Source organism: Pseudomonas eucalypticola, from assembly GCF_013374995.1.
Classification (GTDB): Bacteria; Pseudomonadota; Gammaproteobacteria; order Pseudomonadales; family Pseudomonadaceae; genus Aquipseudomonas; species Aquipseudomonas eucalypticola.
On sequence record NZ_CP056030.1, the window covers coordinates 2,292,062 to 2,318,783 of the forward strand.

General features: G+C 59.2%; 21 protein-coding genes. 10 read left to right on the top strand and 11 right to left on the bottom strand.

What is annotated here, in order from left to right; all coding sequences use genetic code 11:
* Positions 1-88: 88 nt before the first annotated feature.
* Complete coding sequence (locus tag HWQ56_RS10630) at positions 89-820, bottom strand: hypothetical protein (protein WP_176570431.1); 732 nt, start codon at positions 818-820, stop codon at positions 89-91.
* Positions 821-1,894: 1,074 nt separating this feature from the next.
* Between HWQ56_RS10630 and HWQ56_RS10635 the strand changes: the two genes are divergently transcribed.
* The 3 genes from HWQ56_RS10635 (at position 1,895) to HWQ56_RS10645 (ending at position 5,153) form a co-directional block, all read left to right on the top strand.
* Positions 1,895-2,662, top strand: a complete 768-nt coding sequence (locus HWQ56_RS10635) for an SDR family NAD(P)-dependent oxidoreductase (RefSeq protein ID WP_176570432.1) — start codon at positions 1,895-1,897, stop codon at positions 2,660-2,662.
* Between the two features lie 28 nt (positions 2,663-2,690).
* The gene (locus HWQ56_RS10640; protein WP_176570433.1) at positions 2,691-3,962 is read left to right on the top strand and encodes a D-arabinono-1,4-lactone oxidase; all 1,272 of its coding nucleotides are present in this window, start codon (positions 2,691-2,693) and stop codon (positions 3,960-3,962) included.
* A gap of 150 nt (positions 3,963-4,112) precedes the next feature.
* Entirely contained in the window at positions 4,113-5,153 is a 1,041-nt protein-coding gene (locus HWQ56_RS10645; RefSeq protein ID WP_176570434.1) for a GlxA family transcriptional regulator, read from the top strand.
* Between the two features lie 44 nt (positions 5,154-5,197).
* Here the strand turns inward: HWQ56_RS10645 and HWQ56_RS10650 are convergent, their stop codons facing one another.
* The 6 genes from HWQ56_RS10650 to HWQ56_RS10675 all read right to left on the bottom strand — a co-directional run bounded on the left by HWQ56_RS10650 (position 5,198) and on the right by HWQ56_RS10675 (position 12,607).
* A complete protein-coding gene (locus HWQ56_RS10650) occupies positions 5,198-6,001 on the bottom strand; it encodes a response regulator transcription factor (protein WP_176570435.1) in 804 nt (267 codons plus the stop codon).
* A gap of 182 nt (positions 6,002-6,183) precedes the next feature.
* Positions 6,184-7,449, bottom strand: coding sequence for an ethanolamine utilization protein EutH (eutH, locus tag HWQ56_RS10655; protein ID WP_176572379.1), 1,266 nt, complete (start codon positions 7,447-7,449; stop codon positions 6,184-6,186).
* Between the two features lie 934 nt (positions 7,450-8,383).
* A complete protein-coding gene (locus HWQ56_RS10660) occupies positions 8,384-8,617 on the bottom strand; it encodes a hypothetical protein (protein WP_176570436.1) in 234 nt (77 codons plus the stop codon).
* Positions 8,618-8,718: 101 nt separating this feature from the next.
* The gene (locus HWQ56_RS10665; RefSeq protein ID WP_176570437.1) at positions 8,719-10,023 is read right to left on the bottom strand and encodes a c-type cytochrome; all 1,305 of its coding nucleotides are present in this window, start codon (positions 10,021-10,023) and stop codon (positions 8,719-8,721) included.
* A 12-nt stretch (positions 10,024-10,035) separates the two neighbouring features.
* A complete protein-coding gene (locus tag HWQ56_RS10670) occupies positions 10,036-11,811 on the bottom strand; it encodes a GMC family oxidoreductase (protein ID WP_176570438.1) in 1,776 nt (591 codons plus the stop codon).
* Positions 11,812-11,893: 82 nt separating this feature from the next.
* Complete coding sequence (locus tag HWQ56_RS10675; RefSeq protein WP_176570439.1) at positions 11,894-12,607, bottom strand: gluconate 2-dehydrogenase subunit 3 family protein; 714 nt, start codon at positions 12,605-12,607, stop codon at positions 11,894-11,896.
* A gap of 234 nt (positions 12,608-12,841) precedes the next feature.
* Between HWQ56_RS10675 and HWQ56_RS10680 the strand changes: the two genes are divergently transcribed.
* The 7 genes from HWQ56_RS10680 (at position 12,842) to HWQ56_RS10710 (ending at position 19,369) form a co-directional block, all read left to right on the top strand.
* Positions 12,842-13,891, top strand: coding sequence for a LacI family DNA-binding transcriptional regulator (locus tag HWQ56_RS10680; RefSeq protein ID WP_176570440.1), 1,050 nt, complete (start codon positions 12,842-12,844; stop codon positions 13,889-13,891).
* 133 nt (positions 13,892-14,024) lie between these two features.
* Positions 14,025-15,227 carry a mandelate racemase/muconate lactonizing enzyme family protein gene (locus HWQ56_RS10685; RefSeq protein WP_176570441.1) on the top strand — a complete coding sequence of 401 codons (1,203 nt, stop codon included), beginning with the start codon at positions 14,025-14,027 and terminating at the stop codon, positions 15,225-15,227.
* A 27-nt stretch (positions 15,228-15,254) separates the two neighbouring features.
* Positions 15,255-16,631 (top strand): MFS transporter, encoded by a 1,377-nt coding sequence (locus tag HWQ56_RS10690; RefSeq protein ID WP_176570442.1) that lies wholly within the window; start codon positions 15,255-15,257, stop codon positions 16,629-16,631.
* A gap of 34 nt (positions 16,632-16,665) precedes the next feature.
* Positions 16,666-17,844, top strand: coding sequence for an L-dopachrome tautomerase-related protein (locus HWQ56_RS10695; RefSeq protein WP_176570443.1), 1,179 nt, complete (start codon positions 16,666-16,668; stop codon positions 17,842-17,844).
* Positions 17,845-17,952: 108 nt separating this feature from the next.
* Positions 17,953-18,432, top strand: a complete 480-nt coding sequence (locus tag HWQ56_RS10700; RefSeq protein ID WP_176570444.1) for a GlcG/HbpS family heme-binding protein — start codon at positions 17,953-17,955, stop codon at positions 18,430-18,432.
* A gap of 62 nt (positions 18,433-18,494) precedes the next feature.
* Positions 18,495-19,199: a hypothetical protein gene (locus HWQ56_RS10705; protein ID WP_176570445.1), complete on the top strand. Its 705-nt coding sequence runs from the start codon at positions 18,495-18,497 to the stop codon at positions 19,197-19,199.
* Positions 19,199-19,369, top strand: coding sequence for a hypothetical protein (locus HWQ56_RS10710; RefSeq protein WP_176570446.1), 171 nt, complete (start codon positions 19,199-19,201; stop codon positions 19,367-19,369). Before HWQ56_RS10705 ends, HWQ56_RS10710 begins: the two co-directional genes overlap by 1 nt.
* Before the next feature lie 730 nt (positions 19,370-20,099).
* Here HWQ56_RS10710 and HWQ56_RS10715 read toward each other — a convergent pair.
* From HWQ56_RS10715 to HWQ56_RS10730, 4 genes are all read right to left on the bottom strand, one after another.
* Entirely contained in the window at positions 20,100-21,512 is a 1,413-nt protein-coding gene (locus HWQ56_RS10715; protein WP_176570447.1) for a purine-cytosine permease family protein, read from the bottom strand.
* Between the two features lie 717 nt (positions 21,513-22,229).
* Positions 22,230-23,558, bottom strand: a complete 1,329-nt coding sequence (locus HWQ56_RS10720) for a carbohydrate porin (protein ID WP_176570448.1) — start codon at positions 23,556-23,558, stop codon at positions 22,230-22,232.
* Between the two features lie 57 nt (positions 23,559-23,615).
* Positions 23,616-24,941 carry a c-type cytochrome gene (locus HWQ56_RS10725; RefSeq protein ID WP_176570449.1) on the bottom strand — a complete coding sequence of 442 codons (1,326 nt, stop codon included), beginning with the start codon at positions 24,939-24,941 and terminating at the stop codon, positions 23,616-23,618.
* Positions 24,938-26,716 carry a GMC family oxidoreductase gene (locus HWQ56_RS10730; RefSeq protein WP_176570450.1) on the bottom strand — a complete coding sequence of 593 codons (1,779 nt, stop codon included), beginning with the start codon at positions 26,714-26,716 and terminating at the stop codon, positions 24,938-24,940. Before HWQ56_RS10730 ends, HWQ56_RS10725 begins: the two co-directional genes overlap by 4 nt.
* Positions 26,717-26,722 lie beyond the last annotated feature (6 nt).

Consider the following 26,722-nt stretch of genomic DNA (forward strand, 5'->3'; position numbering starts at 1 on the left):
GTGGGATGTGACATTCAGTCAATAACCAGAATGGGCGATTGTCATTGCCAGGCAATTGCACCAATTGCCTGGCAATCGCTGGTAAGGCTTACTCCGCTTGCTTCAGGCAGCGCCGAGCCTGCGCAAATTTCCGATCAAGGGAGCGTTTGCTCAATCCTCGAATATTGGCAAAGCGGCGCAGAATTTCAGCCACGATGGTGCTCTGGTCCTTGTAGATGGACTGCACCTGCCCCTCGGGAGATTTGCCTGCGCTGATGGCCAGCAGAGCGCCGATGATGAGGTAGTGCATGAGGCTGGAATCGTTGCTCGGCTCCTCCAACAGATCCATGCGATCTATCACCGCCTGCAGGTCGATGATCTGCGACTCCAGCTCTGCAGTTCGAATGGCGAGTGTCTGCCGAACGTTCTGCAGTTCCCGAGCAGTGGCCTCCAGCTCTGATTTTTGCGCCAAATGCGCGCCTAAGCTGACGCATTGAACATGCAACGCGTCGCACTCAAACAGAAACGCTGGGAGGTCGTCGGGATAGTCGCGCGCCACCCAGCCCCTCAGATCGGGGCGGCGAACCGTAAGGTAGGCGCGGTTGAAATCACTATCTGGGCGGAACTGGCGTCCGAGATACCATGCGGGTAATTCACCGCAGAGAATTGCGTCGTAAATCCGCTCGGTGTAGGCATGGAGCGAGGGCCACTGAGGAAATAGCCTGAGGAGCTTGTCTGGATTGTAGAAAGCCACCGCGAGAATTTCGGTGGCATGGTTAGCCAAGTTGCACCAGTGCAAGGCAACCTCTATGGGGTGGTAATCGGTTTTAAGTGAGACCATTTGAACATCCTCCCTTGATTGATCTGTCCATGTACAGGGCTTCCCTTTTGACTACAGAGGGTGAATTCCCTGCAGCCGGGGTTCGGATCTGTCAGTGGGTTACAGATATGTGCCGTCCCGGATCCTTTCGTGACTCGTACGATGTCCAGAGGTTCATGCGGGGCAAGTAACGTGTTTGTTACAATTGGCCTTGCGATGTGAGGTGGGTATACAGAACTGGCCGGCTCTATAGAGTTGTTTTTAGTTTTCATGCAATTGCAGCTTAGACATCTCCAAATGCCAAAAAATAAATATTCGGACGTGAAACTTTTTGTTACAAAGTCATTGATGCTCCCTTCTGAGCGCGCTGGGCGGGCGGGTAGATTGTGTAGTCCGCCGAGGTGGTGGCCCACCTGAGAATGGATTGTAGTTGTGGATGGCTAGTTGCCGCGGGTTGGTTTCAGTGATTGTGGAGTTCAAGGTTGCAGCCAGAGTTCTGCTTAGCTTGTAGGCTAGCGATCGATACGTGCGATTCGGATTCTCTTCCTTGAGAGTTGTGTCGTTGTTTTTGTTCTCTAGCAGTTGGTGTGTAAGGGGGTGAGTTTGTATGTGTGTTTTGATTAATGGTTGTTTTTTGTGCTGAGGTTTTTGCATTGATGCGGATGCTAATCCTCGAATTGGTATGGGGTTGTGCTGGAGCTCGTGCGACAAATTAGACAGTGGGGCAGATATGTCAGTATAAGGCCGTGCAATCATAGAATTACCAGTTTTGCATGGGTGCTTTCTGAGACTATTGGTTTGGTAGACAATTTCTATGAAGTTTTAAGGATGGTGTGCAAGACAGGGCCATGGTGCCGGGGAACAGCGCTACGGCATGCTAACTCAAATAAATTTTGGAGTCTGAGGTGGCGGTGAGTTTTCCAGGTCGGGTCGTCCCAGCCTTCAGGGCACAAGCAAGCCTAGGCAGTGGCAGTCATATACCCTTCGGCATATGGATCAACTTTCGTCCCTAGTTCATCCTGCAACGACGGGCACAGCACCGTGTCATAAAAAACCAACAGATCCGAGGGCAAACCTTGCGATCCGGAGAGCAAAATGAGCGAACGTCTTAAGGGTAAGGTCGCCCTCATCACTGGAGGCGCTGGGGGCTGCGGGTTAGCAGCATCTGAACTCTTCGCTGCCGAGGGGGCCTCGGTTGGCATCGTTGATCTTCCAAGCAGTCAGGGTGAGTCAGTCGCTGCGCGACTCCGTGACGCTGGGCACTCTGTAATTTTCGCACCTGCTGACGTTTCTAGCTCTGATCAGGTGTCACACGCGGTTCGATCTGTCGAGGAGGCGTTTGGTCCGATCACAGTTCTCATGAACCATGCTGGCATTCTTTCGGCTGCTCCTTTCTTGGAAACAACTGAAACGGAGTGGGACCGGATCATGGCTGTGAATGTGAAAAGCATGTTCCTCGTCACGAAAGCCGTGCTCCCTGGCATGCTCGCTGCTGGCGGCGGCAGCATTGTTTGCACTTCGTCCATTTCTGCAGTGGTGGGCACCCCCATGGAAGTGCTCTATTGCACCAGCAAAGGCGCCACTCACATGTTCGCGCGTGCCATCGCTGTCGAATTCCGGGATCGAGGCATTCGTTCCAATGCTATTTGTCCTGGGTTCATTGCAACTGCTCATGGACTGCGCGAAATCGACACTCTTAGCAAATACGGTGTCGATGTGACTGAAAGCGCCATTGCTGCGGCTCAAGGTAGGCTGTGCAAACCTGAGGAGGTGGCTAGCGCTGCTCTTTTCCTTGCAAGCGATGATGCAAGCTTCGTGAATGGAGCACATCTGTTTGCCGACAACGGCTACACCGCAATCTAATCAGAAGAAAAAATTGCAGGAGATTATCGTGAGCACGTCATCCAACAACATGCATATCAACGAGTTCGGCCTCGATCACGCTCACTGGCGCAACTGGGCAGGCAATCAGTCCTGTGTCCGCGCAGCTCGAGGTGCTCCGACCAATGAAGAAGAGCTCTGTTCGATGGTGAGTGATGCAACCTCAAAAGGCATGAACGTTCGTGTCGCAGGTTCAGGACATTCTTTCACTCCAGTTGCATTGACCAACGGATTGCACCTGACTTTGGGAAATATCAGGGGTGTTCGCAGCATCGACTATGAGCGTAAACGTGTGACCGCTTCAGCCGGTACCACCATGAACGAGTTCGGGCGCGCCTTGAAGGCTGCCGGGTTGTCTATGATCAACCAAGGCGATATTGACAGCCAGTCAATCGCCGGCGCACTGACAACTGGTACCCACGGCACAGGTATGCAATTAGGTAACCTGGCATCATCCATTGTCGGTATGAAGTTGATTCAACCCAACGGTAGCATGATTAAAGTCGACGAGGGCACCCCAGATCTGCTCAATGCCGGGCGTGTATCTCTAGGGGTGCTGGGCATCGTCTCCGAGATCACTCTTCAGGTTACAGATGCTTTCAATCTCCATGAGCGGATCTGGCGCGAAGATTTCGAAAGTGTGATGGAGAAACATGACGAATTGGCCAAGAAACACCGCCATTTCAGCTTCTTCTGGTGCCCATACGAGCAGAGCCGGCATTTCTACTGTTTGCCTGATACGGCCGCGACTTCGAAGTCGGGCCGCACTACTGATGTCTGTGAAGTAAAAGTGATGGATATCACCGACAGACCGCCGTTCGAGAGCCAGTTCGAGAAGGTGGCTTATAGTTCTGACGTCTACCCGATCGAGTACCTGCCCAATTTCCACGAGCTTGAATATGCCGTGCCGATTGCTTATGCCAAAGAAGCTCTCATGGCCGTGCGTAAAACCATGCTCGAAGATTTTCCGGAAGCCGTGTACCCGCTGGAGTATCGCTTCACGGCTGGTGATGGGGCTTGGATGAGCCCCTTCTTCGAGCAGGACAGTGCGACCATTTCTGTCTCCGGCGAGCCGGGCAAAGATTATTGGGGTTTTTTACGTGCAGTAGACGCGATCCTGCGTATGTACGGGGCCCGTCCTCATTGGGGAAAACTGCACTTCCTCACTGGTGAGGACGTGAAAGCGATCTACCCTCGTGCTAAGGATTTTCTGGCTCTGCGCCGCGAACTCGATCCAGAAGGTTTCTTCTTGAGCGAACACCTCGGATTGCTTTTCAAATAATGCAAAGCTACCACGTACGTCCACCAGTCAGATGATTTCACCTCCTACTCCTCAGTAAGCCTGGGGGGTAGCTTTAGGCCTGTATCAGGCCTTTTTTTCTCGGTGTATTATTATTTATTTGTAGTTCTTTTATTGTCTGGAGGGTTTGATATGATAAAAAGAAGACCGTTCAGTGGAATTCGTTCCGGTTTAAATATGCAGTTTGGCAGCGCTTTGGATGTTCAGCATGTCTCCCATGCTCGTGTTGGGTTCATTCTATTGGAAAACTTTTCACTGCTTTCATTTACACAGGCAATGGACGCTTTAGTAACAGCTAATCTCATTTGTAAAAATGCTTTTAGCACCAAGATATTTACTTTGGGTGGGGATTCTGTAATGAGTGATTTGGAATTGCCCATTCATCCCACAGAAAAGCTCAGTAGTGTCCATCTTTGTAATTTGAATCTCTTGCTAATCTGTGGGGGGTTCAGGACTCAGCTCGTCAGCAACCACCAGCTTCGTGATGTACTGGCAATGGTGTCGCAGCATGATATTGCGCTAGGTGGTTTGTGGAACGGCATGTGGTTTATTGGCGAGGCTGGGTTGCTAAATGGTTATAAGTGCGCTGTTCATCCAGAACACAAAGCAGCCCTCACAGAAACTGCCAAATATAGCCTCGTGACAAGTGAGAGTTACGTCGTGGACCGCGGCCGCCTCTCCGCTGCCAGCCCGGTAGGGGCATATTATCTTATGCTGGAGTGGATTGGGACCTTGCACGGGCGCACGCTCGTCGATCGGGTAGGCGAAATTCTCGCGTTTGAGGAATCTCGATTTCGCCGTCTCAGCCCCAGTGCGCACCAAAAAGTGAGCGAGCCATTACGAGAAATTATCAGCCTGATGGACGCTAACATTGAGGAGCCTCTGGAGCTGGATCAGATCGCCGCGTATGTGGGAATATCAAGGCGCCATATTGAACGGCTATTCAAGTGTCAGTTATGTACCAGCCCAACCCGATATTACATCGAGCTACGGATCATCGAGAGCAGACGGCTACTGCAGCATTCGGATTTGCCCATCGTAGAGGTCGCTGTAGCCTGCGGGTTTGTTTCGCCAAGTCATTTCAGCCGATGCTTCACTGCTTACTTCGGATATTCTCCCTCAAAGGAAACCCGTCATGGTCTCGTGAGGTCGGTCAAGAAAAAAGCAAGCTGAACTGCAGCCCTGAGCCTAGAGCCCAGGGCTGAGAACATACCTTGTCAGGCAGTCTTAGCCAAATAGTTTATGAACAGACGAAATAGCTCGGCGTTCGAAGAAATTTCCAAGCGCTGATAAATATTGTGCTTGTGCACTTTCACCGTACCTTCCGATATACCAAGGTTGGCCGCAATTGAAGAGCTGCTGTGTCCTTGCAAAATTAATTTGGATACATATCGTTGCGAGTCTGTCAATTGACCTTGAAGGATGTCCATGAAGGCGTCCTCTAGCACAGTGCCTGAGTTGACGGCCTCCGAGTGCACTTGTGGGAAGCTGATTTTACAATGCGCTTCGAAGGCTGACGCAATCACTGACTTGATATTGGAGAGATACTCCATTTCCTCATCGCTAAACTCTCCATTGTGCCGGTAGCGCATAACCGAATAGACCGCAGAAACTTGCGGGCGTAAAGGGATAATTATCCCTATTTCCTCCACGTTGGTGCCGTGCTCTGACGAAACGCAGGGATGCAAGTCCTTAGAAATAGAGAACCCTGACGAGAAAAAACTATCTGGGGCTAGCTCTGACATTCGCCACAGGCCCGCAGGATGATCGTTCACACATGCCACATAAAACGGATCAAGCAAATATCCACCTCTGATGTAGGCGCTCAAGGTCGATTCAGGGACCGTCCTGTTGTAGCCGTTGTGAACCAATACGGCGTTGCAGTTGAAACGAAAGATAAACCCACAACTCATGTCGAACTTCACTCTCGGCCTCAGTAGAGAGTCGATAGCGTCTCCAAAGCGAGTAGTACCCAACGAGGTTATGAGGTTTGATATTACCTCTGCGTCTGCATTTAGCATTTCCCACCACTCTTTTCTTTATCTTGGTGCACCCACCCCTGCGCCAATGGTGCCTTTGTCAGTGACCATAGCCTTCAGCATAGAGCCTGGCTGCAAGACTGTGCAGCCTAAGAACATAACGCTCTGGGTGGTGAATTGCCAGCCTCATGGGAGGCTGGGGAGCGCGGAAGCCGAGCGATGCATTATGCTTGCCGGGCGGTGCCACCGGTGACGAGCGAGGATCGCTGAGGCGGAACATGAAGGTCTTCGCCAATGCCTCCCTTGCGACCCAGTTCCAGAGCCTTAGGAACCGCAAGCCAGTACGCGAGCGCCATGCCAATCAACCCACCGCTGAGCTTCCCAATGACCAATGGCAGGATGATATTGGGCTGGAAGTTAGCGGAAAAGGCCATGTGATCACCGAAGGTAAATGCTGCGCATACAGAGAAAGCAATCACAAGCACCTTATCCTTGGGGGGCATGTCTTCAACCAGGCGAAACATGGCTAGGATATTGCAGGATGCCGCTAGTATTCCCGCCGCTCCAACTGGTGAGAGTCCAAGGCGAGATGCCGCTGCCTCAATCGGCCTCGACAGAAAACGCTTAATCAGATGGACCATCGGGAACGCCCCACACAGCATGATACCAATGTACCCTGCGATCTCTAAAGCGTGGAACTGCCCTTGGCCGTCAGCGATGAGAGGAGCAAACCCCCACGTTCCGAAAATCGTGCTGAAAAACTGAGTAAAATATTCGACTATGGAAGCCACCAAAATCAGAGTCAGAGACGCATAAAGTAGTTTTCCAGTTATCAGGAAAAGTTTGACCATTATGTTTGTGAAGAGGCGCAGTGCACACGCTAGACCAATACAAAAAATGAAAAGTGGTAGTAGGTTTCTAACTATAATGGCGAAAGTAAAATGTAAGGCTTGTGTTGAGGCGCCGGTCGTAGCGACGTCCGGGCGAACGCTGATACCTAGGGCCTCTGTCATCAATGCTATTATCATGATGCTGACTGGGATGGTGAGCAGTCCAGCCATGATGCCCAACGCCATGTATTTGTGGTCAGCCTTGCGGAGCATTGCTAGGCCTACAGGGATAATAAAAATCACCGCGGCACCAGACTGGAATCCGGTAAAAAGCCCTAATATCCAAGTTTCTGGGCTCTGAGCTAGAGAGTGGGCCAGCTGATAGCCGCCCATGTCAGAAGCAATCAAAATAGGGGCTGCAATCCCTGGGTCCGCACCTAGATGTTGGAAGAAAGGCCCGATGAGTTTATTGGTGAATTGCGATATATAAGGGATGGATGCCATGATCCCTGCGACAGGGATAAATATCGGTCCAATACTGTGAATTCCAGCGGTGAATTCTTTGCCTAGCTCTGAATTCGAGCTGCACACTGAAGCAATGGCGCCAAGCACGGCACAGACCATAATTGCGTAAATTATGTAGGTTCCAATATTTTCCACTGCAGCTGCCTCTCTTTTGTAAGTTTGTTTTTGGCAGGTTAAGTTTATTGTGTTGTGGTTATTGTTTGTGTGCGGCCGCTTACTTTTTTGGTCGGCGATAATGCCCGAGCGCAATGCCCTCCAGTATTCGTCACCCACATGGATGATCATCTCGATAAAGCATGGAGAAGGTAGACTCTACTCTATTCTCATGTCCATATGCCGATCGGTATAGATCCGCCCCCTATATCAGGGTTTCACTGGCAGCTCCACTGTGTTGCGGACGTCCGAGTCCCCCCGTTTTAGAGCGCCTGGAAGCTGTTCGATAGCTAACGATACATCGATATTTTCGAAGATGAAATCTTGTCTTGTGGGCGTCGTAGAAGCTTTGAGGCTTCGATATATCTCCGAGCCCATTGAGCTTTTTTGTGTGGGAAAGGCTCTCGGTAAGGGGCAGATCGAAATCACAGTGTCTTGAGAATGGCCGCCATCTGGACAAAATGATGTGGTGTCTACAGAGGAATGCAATTTTCTGTCGCGTTTAATCGACCCTCCTGGGCTCCGTTGAAGAACAACGGCTACCATGTTTTGTCGCTAAATAACTATGCATTTTTTACTTTATTAGCGTGGCCGCTCAAGGGCTTAGGATGCATCGTTCATCGGTCTGGTTTGTATACTTTTTCAAAGTGATCGGCAGGCTCGATTGGAAAGATTTTTCCAGAGCTTATGAAGTGTTACTTAAGTAACTCCGCTGGCTCGGAAGTTTGGTGTAGGGTTAGGGGGTGACCAGTATTGCGGGTCGGAAATTGAGGCTTGGAAGGTTTGTGTATTTGGTCATTTGGATAGTGTGTTGCGAAGCTGAGTGTTTGGTTGCGTTAATTGATTGCGAGTCTTTTGTTATAGGCTGGATGTGATAAAAATTCGGAACTATTTTGAATAAGGTTCATCAGGGGGGCTAAGGCATATTGGTTTTTAGGATGGTAGGAAGTTTTAGTGCGCCTTGACGACGATGGGAGGGCGCTGCGAGGGTGACACCCGTCTGTAGTTGATCGGCGAAGCCGCGCAATTGAAAAGCCGTACGGGTTATTTCGCCGGCCAGGCGCGGGGCGCCCAGGTGGGTTTCCTCGTCGGCCAGGGGCACCAGAGTCTGCTGATGGGTTTCCAGTGCATCGGCCAGCGCCTGCAGCAAGCCAGCGCGCACTTGCGCCGAAGTGCTGCGCCTTGGCCAAACGCCGTCAAGCGCCTGTCCCGCGCAGGTCCCAGCGGGTGGGACTGCGCAGCAGGTGACGCCTACGGTTTCTGGCTCAGCAGGGGCTGTGCGCCGATCGCCGACCTTGCCCGTGCCACATCCTGGGTAGCAATGGCAGGCGCCGCATTGCCCCAGCTATTGCGGACGTACGTCAGCACCGCAGCGATGTCGCTGTCCCCAAGCTTCCAGTCAAACGATGGCATGCTCGCGCCTGTGGGGTTACCCACGGTCTCCACGGCCCGGCCTCCCTTGAGCACCGCGCTGATCAGGTTCGATCCCGTGGGCGTGCGGATCTGCGGATTGTCGGCGAAGGCGGTGACCATACCGGCGATGCCTTCGCCCTGGACCCCGTGGCACGCCATGCAGTTGGCTTCGTACACCTGTGCGCCACGGCCCATGGGCGCAACGCCGGCCTGCAACGCTGCTGGCGCCACCGCGCCGGATCCGGGCAGGGACTTGAGGTAGAGGGCGATGGCGTCCAGGTCCTCGCCGCGCAAGTACTGGGTAGAGTGTTCTACCACCTCGCCCATGGCGCCCGAAGCTACAGCCTGGTGGTTGCTGCCCAGCTTCAAATAGTCACGCACCTGTTCCTGGCTCCAGCTGCCCAGGCCCAGGTAGGCGTTGTTGGTGATCTCCGGCGCGTGCCCGCCCAACAGTTCTGCACCTTGCAGGTAGGCGCCGGTATCGCCGCCCAGCCCATTCTTGGGGGTGTGGCAGGCGGCGCAGTGCCCAGCGCCGTCCACCAGGTAGCGGCCGCGGTTCCAGGCCGCTGGCTGGTTGGGGGCGGGCAGATAAGGGCGGTTATCGAAGAACAGCAGGTTCCAGCCCACCATGGCCAGGCGGATGTTGTACGGAAAACCCAGGGTGTTAGCCGGTGCGGTCTGCTGCACCGGGGCAAGGGAGCGAACGTAGGCCCAAAGATCATACAGGTCGGCGTCGTTCATTTTCACGTAGGCGTTGTAGGGCATGGCCGGGTAAAGCTGTTGTCCGTCCGGGCGCTTGCCGTGACGCACGGCGCGGAAGAAGTCGCGTTCGGTCCAGTTGCCGATGCCGCTGGCGCGGTCGGGGGTGATGTTGGTGGAGTGGATCACGCCGAAAGGTGTCTGCAGGCCATAGCCACCGGCATAGGCGCGGCCGCCCGGTGCGGTGTGGCAGGCAGCGCAGTCCCCCTGGATGGCCACGTAGGCGCCACGCTGGATCGCCTGGGCGTCGGCCGCCGGGGCACTGGCTGCCTGCACGCTATCATCGGCCACGTCATCGGCGTGGGTGCTTCCGTTGAGGTACAACGCACCGCCCAAGGCCGCCAGCAAGGCCACTGCCAGGCCACTCAAAAGCTGTTTTTTCATGCTCCGTGCTCCTTATGCCTGCACCAGTGGGCGGGGGTTGGCCAGGTACTGTTCCTTGATGGCCTTGGCGGTCCATAGGGCCAGGGCGCCGATGGTGACCGTGGGGTTGAAGCCACCATTGTTGGGGAACGAAGAGGCGCCCAGCACGAACACGTTGTGCACGTCCCAGCTCTGCTGGTAGCGGTTCAGCGCGCTTGTTTTCGGGTCGGTACCCATGACCACGCCGCCGATGGTGTGGGACGAGTCGTTGGCGCGGAACGGCGTGTAAGGGTCGGCGGCAAAGTTGTAGGACTCGATGCGCGTGCCGCCCACTTCCTTGGCGATGGCTTCGCACTTCTGGCGCACGAACTCGCCCGAGCGTTTGTCGTTGAGGTTGTAGTCGTAGGTCATGCGCAGCAGCGGGCGCCCGTAGTTGTCCTTGTACACCGGGTCCAGGTCGAACCAGGCGTCCTCATGGGCGTAGCTGGTGCCCTGGCCCTGGATCATGGCCCAGTTCTGGTAGCTGTGCCGGAAGGCCTTTTTCCAGCCTTTGCCCCAGGCAGGCGCGCCCTTGGGCAGCACGCCGGCCATGCCGATGGGCAGGCCGCTGTTGGACAGCGACTGGATGCCCGCACCGCCGATGAAACCCAGGCCGGTGTGGTCGAAGTTGTCGGCGTTGAAGTCATCGATCTGGATGGCCAGGCAGCCGGTGTTGATGAACGGGTTGAGGTGCTCGTTCTCGAACCACAGGTAGGCATACGAAAGTGTCTGGAAACTGTAGTTGCGGCCGATCACGCCTTGCCTGGTGCGTGGGTCGTAGGGTTGGCCGATCCCGGACAGCAGCATCAGGCGCACGTTGTCCAATTGGTACGCGGCGACGATGACGATGTCGGCCGGCTGCTCGCCCGCCACGCCATCTTTGCCGATGAAGCTCACGCCCGTGGCCGTCTTGCCGTCGGCGGCCTTGTTGATGTGCAGCACTTCGGTATCGGTCAGCACTTCGAAGGTGGGCTGGCGCATCAGCGCGGGCACCACGCAGGCGTTGGGGCTGCTCTTGGACCAGTTGCCGCAGCCGAACAGCTGGCAGTAGCCGCAGTAGGTGCAGGGGCCCATGCGCACGCCCAGGGCATTGACGTAGGCGCGCGAAATGGTGCCCGCCGGGACCGGGAAGGGGTGGTAACCCATCTCGGTGGTTTTACGGGTAAAGATGTCGTTCCAGTGGCTGGGTACCAGGGGCGGGGTGGGGAAGTCGCGGCTGCGCGAGCCTTCGAAGGGGTTGCCACCGGGGATGACCGTGCCGTTGATCACGCCGGCCTGGCCGCTGGTGCCGGCAATGCGCTCGAAGCGATCGTAGAAGGGTTCCAGCTCATCGTAGGTGATGCCCCAGTCCTGCACTTGCAGGCCGGGCACCAGCTGCTGCTTGCCGTAGCGCTCCACGGTCTTGCTGTAGGGCTGGAAGTCGAACGGGTTGAAGCGCCAGGACGCCGCCGCCCAGTGAGTGCCGGCGCCGCCGACGTTGTAGCCCAGGGTCAGGTTGCTCCACTCGCGTACCGGCAGTGCCTGTTGGTTGGCGTTGTTGCGCACGGTGTAGGTTTCCAGCCTGGGCGGCTGCAGGATTTCCTTGCGCGTGGCCCAGCGCAGTTCATCGGTGTCCACCGAAGGCGGGAAGTCGGTGGCGGTGTCGCGCCAGACGCCGCGCTCGATGGCTACCACCTTGAGGCCCGCCCGGGCCAGTTCTTCGGCAATCACGGAACCGGACCAGCCCAGGCCGATCACTACCACGTCCGCTTTGGGTCTTGCGTTTGCCATCGGTCAATCCTTTGTGCGCGCAGCCGGGCGCCGTGCCGGGCTGACAAAAAGAGGGGGGTATCAAGAGCAGGGTTGACCTGTATCAGGCGCGGTCGAGCAGGCTCACCGGCTCCAGGTTCAAGGCCATGCCTTTCTTCTGCAGGTAGGGGCGGTAGTCATAGCGGGCGCCGGGGAAGCCGATCAGCTTCCAGCCCACCATGCCACGGTTGCCGCCGTACAGCGGGTCGGCCAGATAGCCCTCGCGCACGTTCTGCAGCAACAGGGCGAAGAAGTCGGCGGGTGCGGTGTTGGCCAGGGCCAAGGCGCCGCTTTCCATGGCGTGCAGCAGTTCGTCCTGGGTGTCGCCGTCCAGGGCGCTGAAGGGTTTGCCGTAGCGTGCCTGGGTGTAGCTGCCCAGGTCCTTCAGCCCGCTGCGGTAGCGTTGCGCGGGTGTTTGTGCAAACTGCGGGCCTTGCTCGGGCGTGCCCGCCACCACGGGGCCCAGGCGGTAGACGCTGGCCGCCTGGCCGAAGTCGCCGGCCAGTTCGCGGTCGATGAACTCGACACAGCCGGCCTGGCTGGCGCCCATGCCCAGTTCATCCTCGGGAATCAGACGGTCGAAAACAGCGGCGACCTCACGGGCCTCTTCTGTCGTCAGATACAGCAGCCCGCCGCTGCGTGGGGGCCGGGGCAGGGCGTCAGGGCGGGTGCCCACGGGCATCGGGGTGTGGGCGTTGATGACACTGGCCCCCGCAGTGCTGGCCACACCCAGTGCAGTCAATTGCACAATCGAGATCAAGGCATCTCGTCGATTCATGGTGTTGCTCCTCAGGTATCACGAAAGGCAGTACGCTGCTGCCTGACCGTCCGCAAGGCTCTGGGACAGGCACGGTGGGCGAGTCTAGGGGTGCGGCATATCACCGCGCTACTCACTCTTTGACGTGTTTCCTTCAAGCCCGATTGAGGCGGGCGCTCGCCAGGAAGCAGCCATTGCCCTACAAATGATAGGATTCACGGCTTTCGCCTTTCCTGTTCCGGACACGTTCACGCCATGGTCGACCTGCCTGCTGAAACCCCCGACTTGCGTCGCGCCACGGTCACGCTCAGTGATGTCGCGCGGCTGGCGGGCGTGGCGCCCATGACCGTGTCGCGCTACCTGAACCAGCCCGCCACCGTCAGCAGCGCTACCCGCCTCAAGGTGCAGCGCGCCATCGAACAGACCGGTTATGTGCACAACCGCCTGGCAGGGTCGCTGCGTTCCAACCGCACGCGGCTGGTGGCGGTGGTGCTGCCCATGGTCACCAACCCTCTGTTCTCCGACACCTTCCAGGCCATCAACGAACGCCTGGCGCAGGCCGGCTACCAGGTGCTGCTGGGCGTGTCGGGCTATGAGCGCGAGCAGGAGCAGGAGTTGCTGGAGGTCATTCTCAGCCGCCGGCCCGACGGCATCATCCTCACCGGCACCCTGCACACCCCGGCCAGCCGCAACCGCCTGCGCGCCGCTGGCGTGCCTGTGGTGGAAACCTGGGACCTGAGCGCCGAGCCCATCGACATGCTGGTGGGCTTCTCCCACGAGCAGGCGGGGCGCGAGGTGGCGCGCCACCTGCTGGGCCTGGGCTATCGCCGGTTTGCGCTGCTGGGCGTGGACGACCCCCGTGGCCAACGGCGGGCGGCCAGCTTTGTCCAGGCCTTGGCAGAGCAGGGGATCGACGCCGTCGCCCAGCGCGTCTTTGCCGGCGCACCGTCCCTGGCCCAGGGCCGCGAAGGATTGAGTGCATGGCTCACGCCAGCGCCGGGCCCCGGCGAACAGCCATTGATGGTGGTGTGCACCTCCGACACCATCGCCCAGGGCGTGCTGACCGAGGCCGCAGCGCGAGGTATTGCCGTGCCGGAGCAGGTGGCGGTGATGGGCTTTGGTGACATGGCGTTCGCAGCACACACCTTCCCGGCCCTGTCGACGGTGCGCATCGACGGCGCGCTGATGGGGCACACGGCGGCGCAGCGCTTGCTGGACCGGCTACAGGGGCTGCCCTGCGAGGCCGTGGTCGAGGACATTGGCTTCAGCCTGGTACAGCGGCAGAGCACGGCCACCCTTCGGTGATATCGCTATCATTTTGACGTGTTTCCCTCAAATCTGCGTTTAGTGCTTGCCATGAAAACCGCCTGAGCCTACTTTTTTGCCCATGAATGGTAACGATACCATCGTGTGTTGAAGTCGCCTCAGGATAAAAACAATGTCAACCATCACCTGTATTCGCACGCTGCGCCTGCCCCAACGCCCCAAGCTGATCTGGCTGGAAATCGAGACCGACGAGGGCCTTACCGGCCTGGGGGAAACCTTTCGCGGCGCCGCCACCGTGGAGGCGGCCATCCATGAGCTGATCGCCCCCGGACTGATCGGTCGGGACTCGCGCCAGATCGAAGCGATTTCGCTGGAACTCACCACCCCTTATGTCGGCTATCACAGCGCCAGCGCCGAGATTCGGGCCGCCAGTGCCGTGGACATCGCCCTGTGGGACCTCAAGGGCCAGCGCCACGGCATCCCGATCCACGAAGCACTGGGCGGCGCCTGTCGCGACCGTATCCGGGTCTACAACACCTGCGCCGGCTACGAATTCAACACCCAACAGGGCGCTCGCCGCGAGATCACCGACGCGGACCGGGCCCAAGGCCCTTATGACGATCAACTGGCGTTCAGCCGCGACGCCGGCGCCCTGGCGATCAGCCTGGTGGAAGAGGGCTACACCGCGATGAAGATCTGGCCCTTCGATCAATTTGCCCGCCAGGCCGGCGCCAACAGCATCAGCCTGGCGGACGTGCGCAAGGGCTGCGAGGCGTTCCGCCAGATCCGCGAGGCGGTGGGTGATCGCATCGAGATCATGTGCGAGCTGCACAGCCTGTGGGACAGCGCGGCCGCCTTGCGCATCTGCCAGGCGCTGGAGGCGTTCGACGTCTATTGGGTCGAAGACCCACTGTGCAAGATGGACGACGCCCAGGCCCTGGCCGACCTGCGCCGTCGAACGCGGGTGCCGATCTGCGCCAGCGAAACCCTGGGCGGCAGCGTGGCCTACCGCGACCTGCTCAACGCGGGCAGCCTGGATTACCTGATGCTGGACCTGGTGTGGTGCGGCGGCTTCACCGAGGCGCGCAAGATCGCCGCCCTGGCCCAGGCCTACAACAAGCCGTTGGCACCCCACGATTGCACCGGGCCGGTGGCGCTGTATGCCGGTTTGCACCTGGCCCTGCATGCGCCCACGGCGGTGCTGCAGGAGGTGGTGCGGGCCTCGCTGTCGACTTGGTACGGCGAGTTGGTCACGCACCTGCCGCAGATCGTCGATGGCGTTGCCCTGGCGCCCACGCGGCCTGGCCTGGGCACGGCGCTGCGCCCTGAAACCCGGCGGCTTGCGGGGGCGATCATTCGTGAGACACGCAACTGACGTCCACCTTCCGGGAACGAGAAGACAATGAAAAAAACAGATTCTCTGCGCCGTTTCATCTCCCAGCACCGCCGCTACGAAGTCATCGCGTTGCTGTTCATCATGATGATCATCAATCAGGGTGACCGCGCCACCCTGTCGGTGGCCGGGGCCAGCGTGTCCGCCGAGCTGGGCCTGAGCCATGGCGAAATGGGCTGGCTGTTCTCGGCGTTTGCCTGGGCCTACATGCTGCTGCAACTGCCCGGTGGCCTGGCCATCGACCGCTTCGGCAGCATCAAGGTGCTGGGCGTGGCAATCATCGTCTGGTCGCTGTTCACTGCCGCCATCGGCAGCGTTGCGCTGATGCCGGTAGGGGTGGCGTTCGTCGCGGTGTTCGCCTTGCGTTTCATGGTGGGCGTGGCCGAGGCGCCGTGCTTTCCGGCCAACAGCAAGATCGTCTCGCTGTGGTTCCCTACCGCCGAGCGTGGCACGGCCACGGCCATCTTCAACGCCTCGCAGTATTTCGCCGCAGTGGTGTTCACGCCCTTGCTGGCGTGGATTTCCACGCGCTGGGGCTGGCCGTGGATTTTCTACGTGATGGGCGTGGCCGGGGTGCTGATGGGCCTGGTGTTCATCTGGCGCATCAAGACGCCGGTCGATCACCGCGCGCTGAGCCCCGAAGAGCTCGAGGTGATGCGCCAGGGCGGGGCTGGCCTGCAGGAGCAGCCAGCCAGCCAGGGCAAACAAGCGTGGCGCGCAACCTGGGCCAGTGCCAGGCAGCTGTTAGGGCAGCGCATGTTCCTGGGCATTTACCTGGCGCAGTTCTGCATCAGCACGCTGACGTTCTTCTTCCTCACCTGGTTTCCGGTGTACCTGGTGCAACAGCGCGGGCTGTCGATCCTCAACGCCGGCCTGCTGGCCGCGGTGCCGGCCATCTTCGGCTTCATTGGCGGTATCAGCGGTGGCCTGGTGTCGGACTGGATGCTGCGCAAGGGACTGTCGCTGACCCTGGCGCGCAAGTTGCCGATCTTCATCGGCATGGCGCTGTCGATGAGCATGATCCTGTGCAACTACGTGCAGACCGATGTGCTGGTGGTGCTGTGCATGGCCCTGGCGTTTTTCGGCAAGGGCATGGGCGCCCTGGGCTGGGCGATCATCGCCGACGTCTCGCCCAAGCGCAGCGCCGGCATGAACGGCGCAATCTTCAACACCTTCGGCAGCGTGGCGGGCATCGTCACGCCGGTGGTGATCGGCTACATGGTGCAGTCCATGGGCTCGTTCAACGGCGCGGTGGTGTACGTGGCGCTCAACGCGGCGGGCGCGTTCGTCAGTTACCTGTTTATCGTGGGTCCATTGCAGCGGCCCGATGAGCCAGCGCCCACCGCGCCGCCCGAGGAGGGGCTGCTGCCTGCGCCGGCCCGCTGATTTCACGTTTCATCCCACAAGGAAAATAAAAAAGATGCTGAATCGACGACATTTCTGCCGTAACGCTGTGCTGGCAGGGGGCGCCTTTGCCCTGGCTGGCAGCCCCCTGGCCCAGGCCGCCACCAAGCTGCACGCCGGCCAGCCGCTGACCGAGGTGGCCAGCCTGGACTGGCTGTGCAACGCGGTGGCACTGACCTCTGACGGGCGCCTGTTCGTGGGGTTGCCGCGCTGGCCAGGCTTCGAGCAAACCCCCTCGATTGCCGAAGTGCTTGCGGATGGCACGCTCAAGCCATTCCCGGGTGGGGACTGGAACGCCTGGGCACCGGGCAAGCCGGGGAAACAGGCGCTGGTGAAGATCAACACCATTCATATCTTCGACGACGACACCCTGTGGGCCATCGACCAGGGGGAGGATGCCGGCCCGAAGGGCATCAACCTGGCGCAGAAGATACTGCAGTTCGACACCAGGACCGGCAAGCTGCTGCGCAGCATCAGCCTGCCGGCCAGCGTGCTGCCTGCCGGTGGCAACCTCAATGACCTGCGCCTGGACGCCGGGCACGCCTACATCACCGATTCGGGCCTGGGTGCGATCATTGTCGTCAACCTGCGCACCGGTGCCTCGGCACGGCGCCTGGCGAAGCATCCTTCCACCAAGATGCTGCCCGAGCGCCGGCCCATCGGCGAGGATGGCCAGGTATTGCTGATGCCCGATGGCAGCGACCATCAGGTGCATTCCGACCCCATCGAGATCAGCCCCGACGGCAAGTGGTTGTACTACCAGGCCCTAAGCGGCCCGTTGTGGCGCGTGCCGACCGCTGGGCTGCGTGACACCCAGTTGTCGGAACAGGCGCTGGGCGAGCAGGTGGAGTTCGTCTACGACACCGGCCCGCTCACCGGCACCGGCATCGACAGCGCCGGCAACCTGTACTTCTCCGAGTACGACAAGCCGCGCATCACCGTGTTGTCGCCCGATGGCGCGCTCAGGGTGGTGGCTGAAGATCCGCGCCTGTGGAACCCCGATGCCCTGTTCATCTCGCACCGCCGCGAGCTGTACATCCCGGTACCGCAGAGTGCACGCATGGCCGCCAACCGTGGGCCGGGCGGCGTCGACGCGCTGCAACGGCCCTTCAAGATCTTCAAGGTGCAACTGCCGACGACCCTGGGCAGCCGCGAGGCCGTGCCGGCGTTGACGGGCGCTGCGCTGCCAGGCTGAACCCCGGCGTGGCTGGGCCACGCCTTTCTTCTACGAACTGCCGCCCGTGCCCCTTGGCACGAGGCGGCGTGCTGCGCCCGTTTTCCATCCAACCAGAGAACAATACCCATGAAAATCACTCTGCCTTTCGCTGCCTTGACCTTTGCCGCCCTGCTGCCAGCCCTAGCCAGCGCGCAGACCGCCGCCGTGGTCAACCAACCCAACGTGACCACTGCCGCTGCCCTGCAACTGGCCGACCGGGCCACGCACATGGCGGCTGCGCAGCACATGAACATCTGCATCGCCGTGACCGACGCCGATGGCCACCTGCTGGCCTTCACTCGCATGCAGGGCGCCTACGCCGGTTGCGTCGAGGCCTCGATCGCCAAGGCCACCTCGGCGGCACGGTTTGCGATCAACACCATCACCTTCTATGACCTGGCACGCAAAGAGAACCTGGCCATCGGCACCATCCCCGGGATCCTGCCGGCGGTGGCCGGGGTGGTGCTCAAGCATGACGGCGCCGTGGTGGGGGCCGTGGGTGTCAGCGGTGCCACCGACCTGACCGAACAGAAACTGGCCGAAGACGTGGCTGCCACGTTCAACTGATGGGATGAATGGCCGTCGGGGCAGGGCGTGAACCGGCCCCGACGGACGTGAGGTAGACCCTTATGACCTATTTGATCCAACCCACGCGCCTGCCCCCTGGCGTGGTCGTGGCGGGGCTGGCCGCGACTTGGCTGGCGGCGCTGTACGCGGGCTTCGTCCAACACAGCCTCGCGGACTTTGCGGCCTGGAGTGCCAGCGGCTGGGCGCTGCTGGCCTTGGGTTCGGCGCTGTGGCTCACGCCGCAGCAGTTTGTGCCGGGCTACCTGGTGTCGTTGTTGGCCTTCCTGATCGCCTGGCGGGTGGCGGCCATGAACGACGCCTGGCTGCTGATGGGCGTCGCCAGTGTGACGGCGGTTCTGTTGCTGCTGCAGTTCATCGACTGCGTGGCCGCGGACTGGAGGAGCCTGCGCGGCCAGTCCCAGGCGTGGCTGGGCACCCTGGCCTGGCAGGCCACGGTGGTGCGCTTGGGCTTCGGGCTGAACGAAATCGGCCACTCGACCGAGAAAATCTTTGCCGGCATGGGCTCGTTCCACACCTTGGTGCACGGCTTCCAGGGGCTGGGGTTGGGCGCGTATGCCGGGGTGTTCGTGGTGATGGGCGGTCTGATCGAGTTGGCCTCGGCGATCAGCGTCGGCCTGGGCCTGTTCGCCCGCCTGGGGCGGCAGTCAGCCTGGTGTATTTCCTGGTGGCCACTGTCGGTTTCGGCGGTGAATGGACGCGCGGCTATGCCTGGGCATCACCGGGTGGCGGCGGCTGGGAATACGTGATGATGTTGCTGGTGGTGTTCACCGGTGTGCTGATGACCGGCGCGGGGCGGTTTTCCATCGATGCCTGGCTGTTGCGCCAGAGCTGGCTGCCTGGTTGGGCGCAGGGGCTATGCACTAACGCTTACGGTAAACAAGTGGCGGACTACCTAACCACATCACGACACCGCTGAGGACGGCAATCACTCGACGCGCCCAGCCACCCCTACCCCCGGCAATTGCTGGCTGCCGCCTTTGCGTCCGGCACGCCGGCACCGGTCGCGCTGGCCGATGTTCGAAAGTCCAGACTCTGAAGCATCTGAACCCACCTACGTAAGGGAGTCTCGTGATGGCATAGTTTTAAGCAATCTCGGGTGAAGCCTTGTATGTGATCATCGAGGCCCTCATCTAAACACAAGGTAAGGGGCACCCACGGTTAACTGACTGGCTGATGGTCGACGTAGTGTAAGTACTATACACGTGGGGCGCGGGGCAGGATTTGGTCAGTGGTCAACGGTTTATAAAAGGTTTCGAGTCTGGCATAGTCGGGGCTACTTTCATCAGGCGTCTAAGCGCATAACATTTCTTATTTGTAGTTTGGATGCGCATGCGCTCCTTGAGGTGCTCAGGACTTCCTATGGATGTTGTAGGGTTTCTGCTGAGAGCACTCCCTCTCAAGAAATAATTTCGCTCTGCCGAAATGTCAATGCATGGGTTATGCGAATGGTTAGTTATAAATCAAGCTAAATTTTTATTTCTTATACAAGAAGGTTGATGTGGGGGCTATGGATGGGGTGGCGGCTTTAGGAAAGGCTGGTTTTTTATGGTTGGATTGTCAATGGTTGCTCATATGTCGAGCACCGTTTTTTTTTTGATAGGTCGCCAAGTACTTGAGGAGCCTGGCGACCGCTCATCTTCAGGCTTTTAAATTCCTGTGTTTTTAAGGTTCGCCATGCTGGTGGTGGGTAAGTGGGTTCCGTCAAAAGGTGTCAGATGCAATCTCTTGCTGCGGTTCATGAAGTAATATAGTGCGCCGGGGATTATCAGTGCGGGCAGCCAGGAAATGTCGGTGCCAATGATTTTATCAATCGGCCCCTTGTAGAAGGATAGCTCCATGAACGGAATTTGCACGATTACAGTTATTGCGTAAATAAACAACGTGTTCCAGTTTATTTTTCCGTAAATTCCTTCGCTGTCGTACATCGCGGGTACGCTATAACGACCTTTGCGAATTAGGTAGTAGTCTACTAGGTTGATTGCGCTCCAAGGTACTAGTACATAAACCTGTGCGATGAGTATGTCGCTGAAATAGGCGTTGAAATTGTATTGGGCCGCAATTGCAATTACGGTTACAATGATTGCGACGACAGCCATAATTGAGAATTTGGTCAGTAGGCTGATCCGTGATGTGCCATTGAAACCGGTAAAAATAGTTACGGTGGACATGTAGGAGCTATATAGATTCATTACGTTCCATTCTAGAACTCCGATGATAATCACATAATAGGCCAAGCTTTCATAGCCTGGGAAGAGTTTGGCGATTGCGCTGCCGGGATCGGTTGTCACATCTATTGCAGAGGCAGCCATTACAGCTCCCAAGAGCATAAGTATTGTGGAGCCTACGACAATTCCGAGATAGCTGTACCAAAAAGTAGAACGCGTAGATATAGAAGATGGCAGGTATCGGGAGTAGTCTGCCACATATGGACCGAACCCTAACGTCCAGGATGCGGCTTGCGTTACTACTAGACAGAATGTAGCAAATTTGAAGGTGCTTCCTGACAGCAGCCAAACCCCTTCAGGCAACCCATGTTTCAGAATGGCATATGCCGCCAGCGTGAAAATAATGCTCGATATGGCACTCATCCACGCGCCAATTCGATGTATCAATTCATAGCCAACGAAGCCGACTATTAGCGTTAACGCACCAAACAGGATGATCGCATTGTTGTCCGATACGGGTACCACCGCCTTGATGGAATCCCGCATCACCACACCATTAGCAGCTGTGAAAAGAATGTAGGCGATTACTACAATTGCCAATGGCACGCCGGCACCGATAACTCCGAACTGCGCACGACTTTGGATCATTTGAGGGATCCCGAGATGTGGGCCTTGAGCGGAGTGCGCTGCCATAAAAATAGATCCAATCAAATTACCTATGATTAGGCCAATGAATGTCCAGCCAAGATTTAAGCCTGCAACAATACCTAGTGCCCCGATTACCATGGTGGTTACTTGCATGTTAGCACTGCACCAGACGGTGAACAGTCTCTTGACCGAGCCATAGCGTTCATTCTCTGGAATGAACTCGACGCTTCTATTTTCGATTTCCATCTGCTTATGCACCTCGCCAAGGATATTGTGGGTTTTAGATTTTTGGCAGTGTCAAATTGATAAGGCATTGCTAGCTATAAACGGACTAGTCTTTTTCGTTCATGGGGGTGAGCCCCGAGACGTGTTTTGGCAGTGCGCTAGGCGAAGCGATCATGCCTGGCCCCTGCGTATTCATGGTTGAACACCTAGGCGCCCCATTTCGGCACCTATCAATACCACCGGTGGTCTGGTCAACCTGCCGGTCACTCATCCTATGAATTTTCGCGATTATTTTGTCGAAAACTGGTAAGCAAAAACTAAGGTAAGTCGCGGTAGACGTCTATATACCTGGGGATATAGGCCGGAGCAATCTGCTCGCCCAGGAATAGGTGGAGCGCGTCTCAATTGAGGAAGAAAGAGAGGGCAGTGGGCTATGATGGCGAGGCGTTGCAGATTTTCGGAGGAGGGCGTGGCGGTGACGTCGATCTGTTCATCCTAATCCACGGCAGGTGGCAGCCCCGCGTCGGCGACCGCCTAATGCTCTATGGAGTGACCTGGGCCTTTGTTCGGGTACCGCATGGTGAAGCACTACGGAATTGGTTCTCGTTGAGGTACGACTGTTCAAGAGCTCTGCTCGATTGCTGGACGTTAATCACCTGTAGTTACTCAGGACAATGTGGAAAGGACCAGGCGCTCAAGTGCTCCAAACTGGAACGCCTAGCCTCATTCATCCTGGCTTCAGAATTGCGATTGAACCTGCAGGCCCACCACCACGGCATTGTCCACTTCACGCACGCCATCAGGATTTTTGATGTACTGCAAGCTCGGCATCACGTTCAACCACCGGGTGGCCTGGACGCCGTAGTTCAGCTCGGCCACATATTCGGAATGCTGCTCAGGCACGTACCCGGCATCGTCGTAGCTCAGGCCGCTTTGCGCGTTGGCTGTCCTGGCGTTGCGCAGGAACAGCGAACTGGCATGCACACGGGCGACCCCCAGGCCCAGGGTGTCGGTAGGTCGGGCATCGAACGGGCCTTTGTAGACCAGCGCAAGCTTCTGGTAGCTGTCTACCGCCGTGGTGGCGCGGTCCTGGAAGGTGGCGCTGGCGTACAGGGTCAGGCCGCGGTTGGCATCGCCGTTGACCGAGGTCAGTTGTTGCTTGCCCACCAGCCACATGCCATGGCGGCTGTCGACGCTGCGGTAGTCGTTGCCCGTGAGCGCCGCCGGTTGGTTGTCGGCGTCCTTGTAGACGTGCGGCGCATTCACGTTGCTATGGTAGTAGCCCAGGCGGTATTCGCCGGGCAGTTGGTTGACGCTAGGCGTCCACACCAACTCCACCGGTACGAAAGTGCCCTGAGTGCCGGCCCCGTTCAGCTTGAAGCCGTTGTCGTTCTCAAGGGTGGAGGGATTGACGTTGAAGGCGCCGATCTGGGTATAGACCGAGTCGCTCAAACGGTAGCGCACGCGAGCCGCCCATTGGCTGATGGGGCCGTTGTAGATGCTGTTGACGTAGTTGCCCGGCTGCGAGCCGCAGAACGCCAGGTTCTGGAACAGGCAGTCTTCCACGGCAAAGTCGTCGCTGACCGCGAAGCGGCCGGCCTTGAGGTTGATACGGTCATCGAACCAGCCCTTGCTCAGCCACAGCTCGCTCAGGCGGCTGACGCTGCCGCGACCCTGGATTTCCTGGGTCGAACCCAGGCCCGTGGCCCGCGGATCACTGATTTTTTCGTTGAGGTTGTCGCCGTTGCGGTTGGTGATCGACACGCTGAAGGCGGCGTCCTCCCAGCCCAGCAGTTTCTGCAGGTCGATGTCGGCGCCCAGGTTGAACTGGTCGGCGTAGCGGGTCACGTGGTTGTGCTTCTGATAACCGCCGCGCAGGTTGGACGCTGATTCGCCGGTGTAGCCCATCTTGAGGTCGATGCCGCGCTTGAGCCAGTCAGTGCGCAGGCCGCCCCAGTCGCCGGTCATCCACGGCGAGTCGACGGCGAAGGCATCAGCGGCCTGGGCGCCGCTGGCGCACAGGGCCAGGGCGAGCAGCGCGGCGGGGCGCAAGGGGAGTGGGTGCATAGTCAGTCATTCCTTTTGGGGGCGCGGCCGGGTCAGTCCCGGCCGCTGTTGTTATTGTCAGGGTGCGGCCTGGCCCAGTTGGCCGGGCAGCTTGAGGTCCTTGCGGGTGTCGGCGACCTGCGCGGCGGTGACCGCCGGCGCGGCGTTGCCCCAGCTGTTGCGGATGTAGGTCAGCGCGGCGGCCACCTGCTCGTCCGAGAGCTTCCAGGCAAAGCTGGGCATGGCGCCGCTGGTGGGGTTGTCGAGGGTGACGGCGCTGCGGCCGCCTTCCAGCACCGTGGTCATCAGGCTCTGGGCGTTCTCGGCCTGGATGCCGGGGTTGTTGCCTAGGCCTGCGGCCAGCTGGTTGATGCCCTTGCCGTCGCTGTTGTGGCAGGCGGCGCAGTTGGCCGAGTAGACGTTGGCGCCACGTTGCATGACCGGCTCGGTGGCGGCCAGCGGCTGCGGCTTGCTGCGCTCGGAGCCCGGCAGGCTTTGCAGGTAGGCGGCGATGGCCAGCAGGTCTTCGTCGCTCATGTGCTGGGTGGAGTTGGTCACAGCTTCCGCCATGGGTCCGGAGGCCACGGCGATGTCGTTGCTGCCGGTCTTGAGGTACTGAACCACCTGCGCCGGCGTCCAGACGCCGATGCCCACGTGGCGGTTGCCGGTGATCTCCGGCGCGTGCCAGCCCTCCAGTTCACCGCCTTGCAGGAAGGCGCCGCCCTTGTCGCCGCCCAGGAAGTTCTTGGCGGTGTGGCAGGCTGCGCAGTGGCCCAGGCCCTGCACCAGGTAGGCGCCGCGATTGATCTGCGCGCTGGCATCAGCCACCGGCACGAACGGCGTCTTGTCGAAGAACAGCAGGTTCCAGCCCATCATCATCAGGCGGATGTTGAAGGGGAAGGGCAGCTGGTTGGAGACCACTTTGTTGTCCACGGCCGGCACGGTCTGCATATAGGCCCACAGGTCGTGCATGTCCTGGTCATTGACCTTCACGTAGGCGTTGTAGGGCATTGCCGGGTACAGGTTCTCGCCGTGCTTGCCCTTGCCTTCACGCACCGCGCGGGTGAACTCAGCCTCGGTCCAGCTGCCGATGCCGGTGGCCTTGTCCGACGTGATGTTGCTGGCCAGCAGTTTGCCGAACGGCGTCTGCAGGGCATAGCCGCCGGCGAACGGTTTGCCGCCGTGCGGGTCGGTGTGGCAGGCCGCGCAGTCACCGGCGATGGCCACGTAGCGGCCACGCGTCACGGCTGGGTCTTCCACGGTGAGGGGGGCCTTGACGCCTTGGGCGCTGTCGGTCTGCTGGCCCGGCGCGACCAGGGTCTGCGCCGCAAACACCAGGCCGACCACGCCGCCCAGTGCCAGGCCGCCGAGGGCCATGCTGGCCAATTTATGACGCCGACTCATGCTGGCACCTCCACCAGGGGGCCGCGTTTGGCCAGGTATTGATCGATGATGGCCTTGGCCGTCCACAGGCTCAGGGCGCCGATGGTGGACGTGGGGTTGTAGCCGGCGTTGTTGGGGAACGAGGAGGCACCCAGCACGAACACGTTATGCACGTCCCAGCTTTGCTGGTAGCGGTTGAGCACGCTGGTTTTCGGGTCCTTGCCCATCACCGCGCCGCCGATGGTGTGGTCGCTGGAGGGCAGGTAGGGGCCGTAGTTGACCGCTGCCGAGTCAAAGCCGTTGACGATCTTCGCGCCCATGGCCTTGCCGATTTCCACCGCCTTGTCTTCGGTGAACTTGGCCATGCGCCGGTCGTTTTCGTTGTAGTCGAAGGTCACCCGGATCAGCGGGTCGCCGTGGGCATCCTTGTACTCGGGGTCCAGGTCCAGGTAGCACTCGTCATGGGAGAAGCTGGTGCCCTGGTTGAAGATGAAGGTGCCGTTCTGGAAGGCGTGGGTGTAGGCCTTCTTCCAGTCACTGCCCCAGCGCGGGGTGCCCGGTGGCACGGCATCGGCATTGCCGATCGGACGTGCGCCACGCGCCACCACCAGGATGCCGGCGCCGCCAATGAAGCCCAGGCCCTTGTGGTCGAAGTTATCGCCGTTGTAGTCATCGACCTGGGCCGAGAGCGCGCCGGCACCGATGTATTGGTTCAGTTGCTCGTCTTCGAAGAACAGGTTGGCGCCCGACACGGTCTGGAAGCTGTAGGCACGGCCGACCACGCCGTCGCGAGTTTCCGGGTTGTAGGGCTTGCCGATTTTCGACAGCAGCAGCAAGCGCACGTTTTGCATCTGGAAGGCTGAGAAGATGACGATGTCGGCCGGCTGTTCCCATTCCTGCTTGTTGCGGTCCAGGTAGCTCACGCCGGTGGCGGTCTTGCCGTCTTCGGCCAGGTTGGCGCGCAGCACCGCCGACTCGGTCAGCACGGTGAAGTTGCTGCGCTGCATCAGTGCCGGGATCACGCAGGCGTTGGGGCTGGACTTGGAGAAGTTGCCGCAGCCGTAATACAGGCAGTAGCCGCAGTAGGTGCACGGCCCCATGCGCACGCCCAACGGGTTGGTGTAGGCCTGGGACGCTTGGCCGGCGGGCACCATGAACGGGTGCAGGCCCAGCTTCTTGCTGCCCTCGGTGAACAGGTCGGTCAGGCGTGTAGTGGCCAGCGGCGGCAGGGGGAATTCGCTTTTGCGGTTGCCCTCGAAGATGTTGGCGCCGTCGATTTTCTCGCCGTTGAGCACGCCGGCCTTGCCGGACACACCGGCGATTTTCTCGAAACGCTCGTAGAAGGGCTCCAGGTCGTCGTAGCTCACCCCCCAGTCCTGGACGATCAGGCCTTCGGTCAACTGCTGCTGACCGTAGCGCTTCATCGTGAAGCTGTAGGGTTCGAAATCGAACGGCAGGAAGCGCCAGGCCATGCCGGCCCAGTGGGTACCGGAACCGCCGACGTTGTAGCCCAGCTCGTTCATGCTCCAGTCGCGGGTGGGCAGGGCGGTCTGCGAGCGGTTGTTGCGGAATGTGGTGGTCTCGATGGCCGGCGGCAGCAGCATGCTGCGGCGGGTGTCCCAGCGCAGTTCGTCGGTATCGACCGAGGGCGGGAAGTCAGTGGCGGTCTCGAACCAGGGGCCACGCTCGATGGCGACCACGTTGAGCCCGGCGCGGGTCAGTTCTTCGGCTATCAGCGAGCCGCACCAACCGAGGCCGACGATCACTGCGTCGGCTTTGGGGCGTACATTGGCCATTAATTG